This window comes from Olleya sp. Ti.3.14 (genome assembly GCF_038154885.1).
Classification (GTDB): domain Bacteria; phylum Bacteroidota; class Bacteroidia; order Flavobacteriales; family Flavobacteriaceae; genus Olleya.
Genome location: NZ_JBAKAO010000001.1, coordinates 644,204 through 659,489, shown reverse-complemented (window position 1 = coordinate 659,489; position 15,286 = coordinate 644,204). Strand labels below are relative to the sequence as shown.

The following is a 15,286-nucleotide window of genomic DNA, read 5'->3' as shown; positions in this document are numbered from 1 at the left end:
GGGCAATACTTATTCAACTAAAACTTTCTTTGAAATCTCACCTTCGCTCGTTTTTAATTTGATGATATAATTTCCAGTACTTAACTCGCCAGAATTTAATTCTATATAATCTTGTGTGTTTATATCCTTAAAGTTAGTTATGTGCTGACCTAAAATATTGTACAAATTAACAGACGTAATGGTGTTTAACTTAGGGTTATTAATAACAATGTGTTGTAAGCTGTTAGAGTAGTAGACGTTAATGTCGTTCTCTAATTCAGTATCCTCTACACTTAAACTTTCTTGTTGGTTGCTAAATACCAATTCAAATCTGTTACTATGTTCTCCTGCAGGTAAATTAATTATAAAATCACCTTGTCTTAAATCGTGATAAGTAGCATTTAAAACATCGTGTAAGTAAATGTCAAGGCTATTTGGTACGTTTTCTAAAGCATCTAAGGTAAGTGTATTATCACCAGCTGCATCTGTAATTAGACCTATTGGTAAAACCGTGTTTTGGTCAATAACATTTGTCCCTTGTATGATATAGTTATTGTTGTCAATAGTCCAATACATATCATCCATTTGAGCGTCTTTTTTCTCGCCATCATAAGCCCAATCATATCCTGGAGTCGCATGACTGTCTTGAGTTACTAGCAATTGTCTGTGTATTCCGTTAACAGAATTTAATCCTAATCTAATTTTTAATCTAGAGTCAGAGTTGTAATTATCTGCTACAGAGTTTTCAGAAGACATTCTAACAAACACAGATGATGATCCTTCTTTTTCAAAAACACGTTGGTTATTAGTAAATCTTAGTGTACCTGTATTTTCACTTTTTACAAAAAATCCTTGTGCAACCGGAATATAGCGACCTGGAAGTTTAGAAGGTGTACCACCTGTTGCTACCATAGGATCATTAGTACCATAACTTGCAGCAGGAGTTGCACCTGATAAATTATAGGTTGCATATCCACCTTGATAATCTGCTAGATTATGTGAGCCTCCTCCCCAATGTTCCCAAAAATATAATGTACCAGTCGTTCCTCCTGCTCCTAATATTGTTGGTGCATTATCCATAATAAATTGATGAGCATCTATTGCAGATGCATATGGATTACCAATTAAATATTCGTTTGAAGCAGTTATAGGTAAAGTTATATCACCATTATTTGGTTTTCCTTGTAACACATAATTTTGTTCTAAAGCTACATTTCCGCTTGTGTTTGTAACACCTTTCATTGTAAAGCCTTCACCAATTTGTAAAGATCCTGTGCTTCTTACATGTTGCCAATCAGCATAAGCACCAGATTGGTTAGCGTATTTCCATATCCAATAATCTGCAATACCAATTGGTGTTCCAGAAGTACCATTATAACTATTAGTAATAAAGTTGATATTAGTTGGAGCAGCAGGATTGGTACCATCTTTATAAATTGTTGGTAATGTGTAGCTGTTATTATTTGTAGTTGCATTGCTAGTTCCAACAGGCGACGACCAATAGTTATAGGTGTATAAATCCTGAGTACCTTGTTGGTCACGCTCTAATGTTCCTGAACTTGTAACATCTAGATCACTATTTAATGTTTGGATTAATTGTGATTCGCCTTCTAAATCTATCTTACCATCTAATTTTAAATAGTGTGTAATAGTCAAACCGTTACCTTGATTTAAACTGGTGTCACCATTGGCAGTTAGTTTATTACTTTCTACAAACAAACCTAAAACTGTTCTGTTTTGATTATTTCCAGAAGGAAGCGTGTTGTTATCTAATGTTAAATTATGGTTGGTTTTAACAATATTCCAATCTATAGTTACACTAGGATCAACAATACTAGCTGTTCCAGGCATATATAACTCGGCTCCATTAACCCAAGTACTGTTATTATCCCAACTACCATCACTTGAAGTGTTATAAGGTAAAGGAGAGGATTGGTACTCTAAAGTAAATTGATTAGGGTCTGTTAGACTACCTCTGTTACCATTACCAGAGACATCGTTAAGATGCGTTCCAATATAAGAATTCATGTTGTAATAAGCCTCTAGATTAGACCAGTCGACAACTTCAATATCATTTTTAGTAATTGCATTTGGGACTACAACACCATTTACAACAGTGCCTGCTTTTTGCAATTCTTGATTCATGACATATCGTAATTGAGTCAATGTTAATGCTTGGTCCCAAATTCTGATTTCGTCAATATCTCCTTTAAAAAAGTCTAAAATATTTAATTTGTCAATATAAATTGCACCAATAGCAAACTCGGCACCATTAGGCGTTGGATTGACAATGGTTTTTGAGTTATCTAAAACCCCATCAATATAAAGACTAGCAATGTTGTTATCGTAAATTACAGCTACATGATGCCAAATGTCGTTTGGTAAAGTTGTAATAGAATTTATTCGGTCTGTTGGATTGTTTCCTATTGAAAAACTTACAGTATTATTATCTGTTAAGAAAAATTTGTAACCATCTACACCATCATTTTTTGCAACTATTGTTTTGTCGCTAGCTAAGTTGTTAGAACCTTCAGGTTTTACCCAAGCCGAAGCAGTAAAGTCACCAGCTAGATCTACTTTATTACCTACTAAAGTAAAATTATCCACACCATCAAATCCTAAATGTCTAGATTTAACCTCTTCGTGTGCCACACCAAAAGTAAAATATTTAGTACCATCAAAATCGTAAGTACCTTCTCTAGTGCCTTGACCGTTAAAAGTACTTGGGTCTAAAAATACCGTTTGTAAGTTAGTTGTAAAACCAGCATCATCTGATACAAGCATAACATAAGCGTCATTTCCTGTTAATGGAGGTAATCCGGTTAAATCAGTATCAAATACAGATACCTCAACCGTTCCAATATCATCTCCAGCAGTTTCTACAATTTTCCATTTTCTGTTCATTACATCTGTAATAGTTGTAATAGTAGCAGGTCCTAAGCTAACTGTAACAGAAGCACCAGAAGTATTAGTGTTTTGACCATCATTACCCCAAACTAAAAACTCTTTATCAGTACTAAATGAGCTAGAGTTTAAGTTGTTTGTTAAAGCTGTGTTAGTTAATGATATAGCTACAATGCTTGAGTTATTTACACTTTTAGATTGTTTTTGGATTAAATCCGAATCATCATCACGTCCAATTCCTGCAATATCATAATTAAAACCAGAATTTGCAGACACATCCCAAATTACGTTTCCATTGGAATCTACATAATCCTGAGACGTACCATTAATACCTAAGGTAACACCATATTTGATAGCTAAATAGGATTGGATTTTATTACGTTCGTCTAATAAGTTAGCATCATTTTTTCTTGAAGAAAAAGAGATAATTTCTACAATTCTAGCGTTAGTAGCAGCCTCATAACCTTCGCTTCTTCCAATCCAATAACGCGAATCATTAACATTAGAAAAATCTGCAACGTCATTGTGCACTGTTGCTACATTATTAGCATTATAAAATAACTCTTGTCTAGTTGCAGCAGTATTGTTTCTAGCATTTAAAATACCAACATTATTATAATTTGTAGTCGTATTATTATCTGCGACACCATAACCTGTATATGGAGCCGAATTAGTTGTAGGTCCAACGCAATAGGCAAAAACCTCATTAGTAAATCTAGCCGAATAGCGACCATATCCAAAACCTGTAACGTCTTCAGTATCTGTAGCTAAATCTTCGTCACCACAGAAAATGTCCATGTTTCCAAAAGTGTTGTTAATGTTGTTATCAGGTAAAACAACAGCAAACATATCCTGAGTGTAAAAACCAGAATCACTCTTTAAAAAGTCTCCATTAGTATTGTCAAAAGAGTAGTCATTATCTGTAGGAGCTAAGCTGTAAGAACTATCAAAATCTACAACAGCATTAAAGTTAACATTATAACTAGGATGATCTCTGTACGTAGGTTCTTGTCCAGCCATATTTACTGTGGCATGATTAGTATTAGCTTGATCATACCAAGTTGTTAACGGTTGGTTGTCGGTAAGTCCTGCTCCATCATTTGCTTTTAACCACGTTTCAAGATTAGATGTTACACCTCCTGGACCTTGTGCTAAAGGCGTATTTCCATAACCCTGAACGTAAAAAGTGTAAGGGTTTTCATTTGAATCGTCATTAGCAATAGTAATTATGGCAGATCTTAATCCATTTGAAGAAGGATCAAAGGTGATGCTAAAAGTTGTATTACTTCCTGAGGCAATTGGAGTAGTTGGAATACTAGCTAAGGTAAAATCCGAGGCATTTGCTCCAGTTATACTAACATAAGGTAATCCACCTGTTAATGATAAAGGTAGTGTACCATCGTTGTTAATAATAAACATATTTGTATTACTACCAGAAGCAACATTAACAGACCCAAAATCTGTGTCATCTGTTGTGCTAGGTGTATTATCTCCACTATTAATTGTTGTACCATTTCCTGTAATATTAATTTCAGGTAGAGGCGTAGTAACCGCAGTTAATGAAATATCATCAATAGCCATATCACTTCTGTAATCAGTTCCTGTGTTTCCAGAAAATCTTATATTAATAGATTGCCCAACATAAGCGGTTAAGTTTATAGTTACTAAAACCCATGGAGATCCATTATTGGTTTGTACTTGGTTGCTTTGTGACCAAAGATTAACTGGGTATGTTGTACCTCCATTTGTACTTAAATCTACATTTAGGGTTCCCATGTTAGCACCATACATATGATGGTAAAATGAAAATTGAGCAGAAGTCGCTCCTGTTAAATCAAAACATGGACTTAATAAGTTTGCTGTTCTGTTGTTATTGCTAGATGCTTCAGTATATAAATACCAATTTCCGCCATTAGCATTTGAAGGTCCAGTATTACTAGATGGTGTACCATTTGAGTTTCTTGTCCAATTTAAATTTTCACTAGTATCCTGTGTCCAACTTCCTAAACCAGATTCAAACCCTTCGTTATAAGGAAAACTACTTACTATAGAAGAGCAACTAGTTGCACAACCTCCAGATACATTGAAAAATTGAGTAGCACCTCCTGGTGTTGCTCCATTACCTGAGTTTGTTAATACAGTGGTACCACTAGATGTAATGGTTATATTAGATGTCGTTCCATTCCAACCATCATTATAAGTATCATAAAGTACTGCGTAATAATTAATACCATCTGCTATACAGCCTAAATCTAATGTAGTGCTGTATGAGTTATTAGCACTACCGTTATATCCATTATCGATAGTAGCTAATAAAGTGCCTCCAGGATTATAAATTTCAACTCTGTTTTCAGAGGACCAACTTGGCCAATTTACAGAGACTTGTACAATAGACGTCTGAGCAAACGTATTACATAAAGTAAATAGACTTATTAGTAATATATGTTTCTTACTGAATAAGTTAGCTAATAAAGCTTTAAAAGTAAAGGTTGTCATAAGCAGGAATGTGTTTAGTTTAGGGACTAATTCAAAATTCGAGGTAAAACTATCGCTTTATTGGGTAAAATACAAATATTTTCGATGAAATGCACTTTTGAGGATTATGTCGAATCATTTATGGGTTTAAAAGCATAAAAAAGGGTATAAAGCATTATGTTTTAAATTAAGGTGAAATAAAAAAAAACCAAGACATCATGTCTTGGTTTTTTTGTTAATAAGAATAAAGTAGATTTGGGCTATATTATTCGATTAAAACTTTTTTAGATAATTTACCATCTTCTGTAATTACCTCTAAAACGTAAGTACCAGTGCTTATTTTGTTCGTTTTTAATTCGATTAAATCTGTAGATTCAAAATCATTAAAAGAAACAATTTCTTGTCCTAATATATTATAAAGACTTACTGTTTTTACATTTTCTAATTTAGGGTTATTTACTACTATAGTATTAGACCCATTTGCGTAGTAATAATTGATTGTAGTTTCTATTTCAAAATCTTCTGTAGACAATGAGTTAGATACTTGACTAAACCTTAAATCAAATCTGTCTAAATATGCTCCAGTTGTTAAGTCTAAAGCCACGTCATTTTGTCTTAGGTCATGGTAAGTATTTGTAACGTTGTCATAGATATAAATTTCTAAGTCATCTGGAACATTTTCTAAAGCATCAATTGTTATGGTGTTTATTCCATCAGTATCAACATGAATTCCTAGAGGTAAAATAGTTGCGTAATCAATAACATTAGTACCTTGTATTGTATATTTATTATCGCTAATCATCCAATACATATCGTCCATTTGCTCTGTTTTGGCTTCACCATCATAACCCCAATCATATCCAGTAGAAGCATTAGTATCTTCTGTGACTAATAATTGTCTGTGTACAGTGTTAACAGAATTAAAGCCTAATCTAATTTTTAATCTGTCATCAGCATTGTAACTATTAGATGTTGTTGCAGCTTCAGAAGTAGATCTTACAAATACTGAAGAAGCTCCTTCTTTTTCAAAAATACGTTGTCCATTATTAAATCTAATGTTACCCGAGTTTTCGCTTTTCACAAAAAATCCTTGAGACACTGGAATATAGCGACCTGGTAATTTAACAGGTGTACCACCTGTAGCGACTAATGGATCATTGGTACCATAGCTTGCAGCAGGAGTAGACCCTGATAAATTATAAGTAGCGTAACCACCTTGGTAATCTGCTAAATTGTGAGATCCTCCTCCCCAATGTTCCCAGAAGTATAATGTTCCGGTTGTACTACCAGCACCTTCTATTGTTGGCGCATTGTCCATTATAAATTGATGCGCATCTAATGCTGATGCATAAGGATTACCAACTAAATATTCGTTTCCTGCAGTAATAGGTAGGTTAATATCTCCATTATTTGGTTTTCCGTTAAAAACATAGTTTTGTTCTTGTGACAAATCATTACCAGTATTTGTAACTCCTTTTAAAGTAAACCCTTCTCCTGTTAATAAAGAACCTGTGCTTCTAACATGTTGCCAGTCAGCATACGCTCCAGATTGGTTAGAATATTTCCATATCCAATAATCTGCAATACCGATTGGTGATCCTGAAGTACCATTATAACTATTTGTTATAAAGTTTATATCAACCGGATTATTAGGATCAGTACCATCTTTAAATACCTGAGGTAAAGTATATGCATTGTTATTAGTACTATTATTTGTCACACCAACAGGAGAAGACCAGAAGTTGTAAGTAAACAAATCTTTAGTCCCTTGTTGGTCACGTTCTATCGATCCTGTACTTGATGGATCTAAATCACTGTTTAAAGATTGAATTAATTGCGACTCACCTTGTAAATCTATTTTTCCGTCTAATTTTAAATAGTGAGAAACTGTTATTCCGTTACCTGTATTTAAATCGTTATCACCATTTACAGATAATGTGTTATTAATAACATTTAAACTTAATACCGTTCTGTTATCATTGTTATTTGCTGGTAGGTTGCTGTTGTTTAAAGTTACGTCATGACTTATTTCAACAATATTCCAATCTACAGTAACATCAGCATCTACTATTGATGTAGATCCAGGAATGTAATACGTATTTCCATTAGTCCATGTGTTATTATTTGCCCAATCACCAGATGTAGTAGTAGTGTATGGTAAAGGTGCTGTTTGGAAATCAACCGTATTTAAGTTTTTTAAAGCCCCTTGTATATTATTCCCTGAAGCGTCGTTAGTATTAGTATAGGTATAAATTGACATTGGATAATATCCTTTTAAATTACTCCATGGTAATGAAGCTACCTCATTATTTGTTATTGTATTAGGTACTATTTTTCCGCTTGTAAACGAACCGTTTTCTTCAATTTCTTGGTTCATTAAATAGCGCAATTGTCCTTCGCTTAGATTAGTACTCCATACTCTAATTTCATCAATATTTCCTCTAAAAAATTGATCAGTAGATGTTTTTGAAGCAGCAGCAATTAAAAATGATTCGTCAGTATCAATAGGAGCAGACCTGTTAGCCGATTTATCTAATACACCATCGATATAAATTTTTACATTAGATCCATTATATATTGCTGCAACATGATGCCATTCGTTATCAGGAATTTTTGTTGTACTTGTTAGTCGTTGTCTACTACCATTTTGCCATTCTATTCTAATACGATTGTTATTTAAAATCTGAAAATCATATCCTGCATTAAAAGTACTATTACGTTTAGATAAAATTGATTTAGTACCAGAATCTCCAGCATCTCTTTTTATCCACGCAGAAACTGTAAAAGCAGATGGGTTTAAATCCAAATTATCTTCCATGTCAATATAGTTACTGGCACCATTAAAATATACAGATCTAATAACTTCTACCTGTGATGCATATCCAAATGTTATGTATTTAGTGCCATCAAAATCGTATGTAGTTTCTAAGTTTGTACCATTCATGGTCATTAATCTATAATCTGCAGTTGGGTCAAAAACTGGAGTATCTGATATAAACATGTAGTAACTACCTGGAGGAGAAATGTTTCTAATCGCGTTTTGCGGAATGGAAACTTTTACCTTACCAATATCTCCACCATTTTCTACTACTTTCCAAGTGCGTTGCATACCTAAAAAGCTTACTAAAGTTGATAAACCTGGTATACCACTACTCATGTCAACACTTATTACTTCTGGAGCTGCATCTAAATCTGCATTATTGTTTCCCCATGTTAAGTATTCACGATTATTTAATGATACAGGATTTGACGCTTTATTTAAACTATTTGTGTCGTAAATGTCAGTTAAGCCCATAGTAATTAATCCTCTAGTTTCTCCTGTAGCATCTAATTCCGAGTTTACACTTCTTGATTGTCTTTGGTCTAACTCAGCACTATCGTCACGTCCAATACCAGCAATATCATAGTTGTATCCATTATTTGCAGATTGATCCCAAATTACATTTCCTTGACTATCAACATAATCCTGAGAGATTCCGTTAACACCTAATGTGATTCCATATTTTATACCTAAATAGGACTGTATTCTATTACGTTCTTGTGTAAGGTTGTTATCAGATTTTCTTGAATTGTAAGTAATAACCTCAGCAATTCTACCATCAAAACTTCCGTTCCAATATTGACTTCTTCCTAACCAATACCTACCATTATTAATTGTTGCATATCTAGATATGTCATTAGTTTGATTACCAACTTGTTTGGCATTAAAATATAATTCCATGTTATTGTTAGCATTGTTTTGTCTAACATTAATAATTTGTATTTGATTGTAATCTGTCCCTGAATTTGTATCGGATAATCCATAACCATTTTCGGTTGGGTTTGATGGCGTTTCACTAGTCGTACCAATACAATAAGAAAGACGCTCATTAACAACCCTTGCAGTATAAGATCCATATCCAAAACCTGTAACATCCTCAGTAAAACTATCTGTTAATGGATCAGATCCAGTAAAGGTGTCTAAAGGATTCATGTTTGTGGTAATTTCTGGATCTGGCATTAAGACTACAAAAACGTCATTTGTACTAAAACCTCCAGTTCCTTTTAACTCATCCCTATTTGTTAAATAGGTCATATCTGCTTGAGAGGTATTGTTGTTATTTTCAAACTCGATAACAGGGTTAAAATTTAAGTTTTTAGAGCTATTGTCTCTATACACTGGTTCTTGTCCTGCAACTACAACTTCTGCATTGTTTCCTTTTCCGTTATCTACCCATTTACTAACGTTTGCACCATCTAAACCATAATTAGAACCATCTAATTGATCTGCTTTTAACCATAAGTCTAAATTACTTACAACACCTCCAGGTCCAGTAGTTGGTGTGTTAAATGTTGTACCAGTAATTGTAATGTTATCTATCATTAAATAATCATTAGTGTCACTTGCATCACATCTTATTCTAAATCTACCTGTTCCAAATAAAGGAAAGTTAAAATCAGTAGCCATTAAGGTTGCTGTTTTACTATAAAATATAGTTGAGTTACCTGATTGAAAGTCACCATTTTTATTAGCAACACTACCACTAACAAATCGTGCAACGGTTTGCCAACTACCACCTCCAAAGAAACCTCCTGAGCTATATTCTATAAAAAAGTCTTCTCCATTTTCCATACTATAGGTAGTAAAGAAAAATTTAAAGTCAATTTTGTCGTAAGCTCCAACATAAAACGATGGAGAAGTCATTGAAGAGTTGTCACCTAAATTATCTCTTAACCAAAAACTAGTATTTCCTTCGTAAGCATAAAAGGTATTAATTGCTCTGTAGGCTTGAGAGGACTCTGACCAACCTTGAGTTCCAGATTCAAAATCATAAAATCCTAAAGTCGTTTCGGTTTGACCAATTGCAGAATAGTTATTAGCAATACTTAATAATGCTAAAAGAATTAGTAGGGTTTTGTTGAGGGTAATGTTTTTCATAGTTTAAAAGGTCGATTTGAGGGGAATCTTTTTTTGTTAATATGATGTAAAATTAAATTTAAGCAAGCACTAAATAGGTTGACTTTAGTTTGAATGCAATTAACTGTCGACGAATGGATCGTTTCTTACTTTAGACCGTTTTCAGGCTATTTATTGCTTGCTTGTAGGTTGTTGTTGGTTAAAATTTAATTAGTTTTTGAGTTTGAACAAATGTATTTTTAGAATCTGAAATACGTAAAAAGTAAGGTGCTTGTTCTAAGCTTTCTAACTGATTTAGTCTAATCTTTCCATTAATAGGTTGCGTTACCCTATTGTATATCACTCTACCATTTAAATCAAATATTGAAACAGATATGGTGTCGTTATTTAAGCGTATTGGTAGTTTAATGTCTATAAAAGCATTAAAAGGGTTTGGACTAATAACAATGTTCTCATTTTCAAATTCAGTAACTCCTAAAGTCTCGGTTTCGTCAGATCCATTACAGTCTTCATCAATTCCGTTTTGTGGGATTTCGGTTGCTCCAGGATATACAGTGTCATTAGTGTCATCACAATCTGTGTTATCCGTTACATAACCAATAGGCTGCGTACATGTTAATATTGAATTACTAGCGTCTCCAAAACCATCTGCATCATTATCTGCATAATATGTGTTAGTAGCAGTTGTTACAGTGATGTTTAAAGTTTGATCTGCATCACATCCAGAACCAGTTACTGTAACATATGTATCTCCATCTGCACCATTATATGTTACACTGTTTACTGACCATGTGTAGGTTTCGTTTGAACAAATAGCAACATTGGTAATTACAGGTTCTGGAGGTGTTCCTGTAACAACCCAAGTACAAGTACTAGAGTTGTAAGTTGCTGTTTCATAACAAGCAGTTGTTGGAGCATCTTGTTGTAATATAGTAACAGTAGCAGTTGCTGTATCTATATTAGCATTTGTGTCGGTAACGGTAAGTGTTACAGTGTTTTCTCCAATATTAGAGCAATCAAAACTGGTTTGTGATAGACTGTAAGATGCAATTGCACAATTATCTGTTGATCCATTATTAACATCAGCAGGAGTAATGGTTGCATTTCCGTCTTGATCTAATTGCACATTTATATTTTGTGTTATGGCAATAGGATTAGTTAAATCTTCAATAATATTTACGGTAAAAGAAGCTGTTTCAGTATTACCAGAACTATCAGTCACGTTGTAACTAATTGTTGTTATTCCGTTAGGAAAAGTATCTCCACTATTTAATCCAGTAGTATCTGACCTGTTAGCTGTTAATGTATTATCACAATTATCCGTAACTGTTGGATCTGTCCAAGTTGGATTATTAGCGCCACAAGTCAATGCAATATTTTCTGGTACATTGGCAAATACAGGCTTAATTTGGTCTAATACAGTTATAGTAGCTGTACAAGTATCAGTTTGACCATCTGCATCTTCCACAGTTAATGTTACTGTAATAGGCGTACCAATATTGGAACAGTCAAACGTGTCTATATTAATACTATAATTTGTAATGGCAACATCGTCTGTTGATCCATTATCTATTTGTGATGCTGTTATTGATGCGTTTCCAGTAGCGTCCAACTGCACATTTATATTTTTACAATTAGCCACAGGTGGAGCAGAAGTCGCTAAATCAGAGGTAATACCTAATTTATCAATTGCAATGTCTCCAGACCATCCATCAACTGCGTTGGCGCTAGTTGTAGCACTTAATCTTAACTTAATAACTTGACCATCAAAAGATGATAAATCAACAGTTTGAGTTTTCCAAGCCTCTGTATGGCTAGCTTGTTGACTTCCAGAAAGTGTATAATCACTTAAAGTAATATAGTTTGCACCATTATCTGTACTTACATCTACTGTTAATACGCCAATAAAGTCTCCAAACATGTGGTAATCAAAATTGAAAGATGCATTTTCTCTGTCAGAAAAATCAATACATGGACTTAATAAACTAGCTGTTTTGCTAGGAAAATTAGGATCTGATGCTTCAATATAAATAAAGTAAATACCATCTGATGCTAATGAAGGTCCTGTGCCTGCAGATAGCGTAGAATTACCATCGGCTTCTTGCTGTTTGATTGTCCAATTAAAATCGTCAGTAGGTGAGGTTTGATCTGTCCAAACACCTAATGTGTTTTCAAAACTTTCAAAATATGGGAAGTTCGCAATTGCTGTTCCTGTACAAGGTGCAGAGGTAGTTGTTGTAAAATTAGTTATTGCACTGTAACTAGAATTACTAGAAGTACACTTTGTTCTTACTCTAACATCATAATCTGTAGCCTCATCTAAGCCATAAATAGTATACGTATTTGTAGCAATATCTGTAATGGTTGTCCATCCAGCAGATCCAGAACCTGTTTCTCTGTAACGTAAATCGTAAGTTGCTAACACGCCTTCATCCCAATTTACTTCTGCAGTAGCTGTTGTAATATTTGTTACAGTTACGTTGTTAGGTACAATAGGTTCACATGCATAAGTGATGCCTATAATTTTAAAGTCATCAATAAAAAAACCATCATTAGTTGTAGAGTAGTTTTCATTAACATTTAATGCGTCAGTCCTGAAGTTAAATCTGATTTTTACATTGTCAGAATTTAAAATTGAGGCATAATCACTGTCAATTGAAAACTCTTCCATAACCCAATTATCCATTTGGTCACCATCATATATCTGTCCAGAACTATTAGCTTGATAATTAGCATAAGTACCACTTTTATTGTCATGACTAGTTGTGTTACTAGTTGCGTTAGGTTTAGTGTAATTTCCGCAAAGCGAAATCCAATTTGATCCACCATCTGGTGAAGCTAAAACTTCTGCAAAGTCATAATTTCTTTCAATATCCCATTTTGAATAAAACTGAATTATTACTTCATCTGAATTAGAAAAATCATAACTATTAGTCGTAGTTAATGTTTTTGAAGCATTTGCCACATAAGATCCTGTGCTTATTGCACTACTACCATCATAAGAGTTTGATGTAATAGACCAACTTCCAGATTGTGTCCAACCATTTAATCCGTCTGTATCAGGACTGTTTTGGAACAATATCGTAGGTTGATAGTATTTTGTGTATTCAGCTTCATAAATAACTCCATTATCGTTTGATAACGCGACGTTGTAGACAATTTTTTCGTTTGGAGAAATGCCAGTATTTAAATTTAAAGAAAAACTAACGTTTCTTTGTTCTAGTACAGACATGCCTACTTCTGTTATTGGAGAAGCTATACTTGAAATGTTAGAAGATATTGGTGTTACAGTTACAGTAAAATTACTTGCTGTTTGTCCAATACGTTCAATACCTAATACAATATCATCACCAATTGCATTGCTAATTGTACTTTGAGTTAAATCGTGTAGTTTAGCATATTTACCTCCATAATAAGCAGTTGCTAAGGAGATACGCATGGAGTTTACCGCATTTAATCTTACGTTTGCATTATTAGGCCAAAATCCAGAACTGTTTGCACCATGTTCAGGTGTTGTTGCTAAAATAGCTTGACCAGAACCATTTTTTCCATTATTATCATCAGCTCCACCCATCATCCAATCATCTGGTAAACCATTAGATTCGTAAAAAATAGTTGCTCCGTAAAGGTATCTATTATACCTAGTCATTTCTTCATGCCATTTATAAAACTCATTTTCTCTACCAGAACTTAAAGTTGGTACACCACCATATGGATGCGGAACAGAATTAGCATAAGAGTGATTCCAAACACCTGTTTTAAAATTACGGTTAGTAATAAAATCTACCATAATTTGTGTTTCAGGTTCTGAAGCAGCAGATGGACCTCTATATAAATTACTTGTAGGAGATCCAGAAGAACCAACATCGTTATAATCCCAATAGTAGTCAAAGTTTCGGTTTAAATCTACACCTCTTGTTGCAGTCGAATTAGATGTGCTTCCAGTATTTGGTCTTAAGTTTTTACGCTGCATTCCACCTCCTCCTGGACTTAAATGTTGATTCCAACGTAAACCGTCAGGATTAACTACTGGTACAAAATATAACTCGTTATTATCAACTAATTCTTTAATCGCGTCGTTTGTATTATAGTTTTCAATTAAATACCACATAAAATATATGTTATTCATTAAAGCACTTACTTCTCTAGAGTGTATCATAGAAGTAAATAATATTTGTGGTTTTGTACCTTCAGCAGTAGCGCTTTCGTTACCTGTAATACGTATATAGTTAATGGTTTGTGGGTTCCATCTAGATGTACCTTGCCCAGAATAAGTTAATCCGTTGTTGGTAATTGTATTTTGTGGATTACCCCAAGTTTTTTTATTATTAGATGATGCATCTTGTCTAGCAGATACTATATTTAAGTTATTTGTAGCATCATAGGAATTCATATTATCCAGTTCGGTTAATACTTCGCTTATTGTTAAGCAATTTCCCATTGATCCAAAATGAAAATTAGTTGGTTCTACCCAATTAAATTCGTCACACCCTGTATATTGTATAATATTGTCTTTAATAATATTAGATACAGAAGCTCTTAATTGACCTTGTGATGCATCGTTGTTATAAGTTTGTTTACTGGTTGTAGTATTAATGTCATTTTTAATTCTATCCGCATAAAATTTTGTTAAGTCATCTATCACGACTTCAAACTGTATATTGTTTTCAGATAATATATCAAGTTCAGTATCTGCTAACTCTAAAGTTAAATTATCATGATCATGAGATGCTCCACAATTTAAATCAATACCTCCAGTTGCAATAATACGTTTTGTAGCAGCGTCTGGATTTGTGATTTTAATTCTAGAATGTTTTTCTTGTGAAAAAGAAAACGTACAAGTAAGTGTAATAAGAATAAGTAATGTAATTTTATTCATTGTTGTTGGTTTGAGGTATAAAGGATTTTATAATTAGACCGCTAAACTAGGAAAAATATTACGAAAATCTTCTTTTAAATGCATAAAAACACGACAAAATACATCTTTTTAATCTAATTAGTTGAAAATGTGTAATTTACAAAATGCTTTTT

The 15,286-nt window shown here is 33.5% G+C and carries 3 protein-coding genes; all 3 read right to left on the bottom strand.

Features of this window, described 5'->3' with window-relative positions:
* Positions 1 to 9: 9 nt before the first annotated feature.
* Positions 10 to 5,379, bottom strand: a complete 5,370-nt coding sequence (locus V6251_RS03050) for a LamG-like jellyroll fold domain-containing protein (RefSeq protein ID WP_341586988.1) — start codon at positions 5,377 to 5,379, stop codon at positions 10 to 12.
* A gap of 244 nt (positions 5,380 to 5,623) precedes the next feature.
* Entirely contained in the window at positions 5,624 to 10,276 is a 4,653-nt protein-coding gene (locus tag V6251_RS03045; RefSeq protein WP_341586987.1) for a LamG-like jellyroll fold domain-containing protein, read from the bottom strand.
* Positions 10,277 to 10,454: 178 nt separating this feature from the next.
* Positions 10,455 to 15,134 carry a M14 family zinc carboxypeptidase gene (locus tag V6251_RS03040; protein ID WP_341586986.1) on the bottom strand — a complete coding sequence of 1,560 codons (4,680 nt, stop codon included), beginning with the start codon at positions 15,132 to 15,134 and terminating at the stop codon, positions 10,455 to 10,457.
* Positions 15,135 to 15,286 lie beyond the last annotated feature (152 nt).

Excerpts from the sequence above, each read along its gene's own strand:
- V6251_RS03050 (WP_341586988.1), bottom strand. The coding sequence starts at position 5,379 with ATGACAACCTTTACTTTTAAAGCTTTATTAGCTAACTTATTCAGTAAG.
- V6251_RS03045 (WP_341586987.1), bottom strand. The coding sequence starts at position 10,276 with ATGAAAAACATTACCCTCAACAAAACCCTACTAATTCTTTTAGCATTA.
- V6251_RS03040 (WP_341586986.1), bottom strand. The coding sequence starts at position 15,134 with ATGAATAAAATTACATTACTTATTCTTATTACACTTACTTGTACGTTT.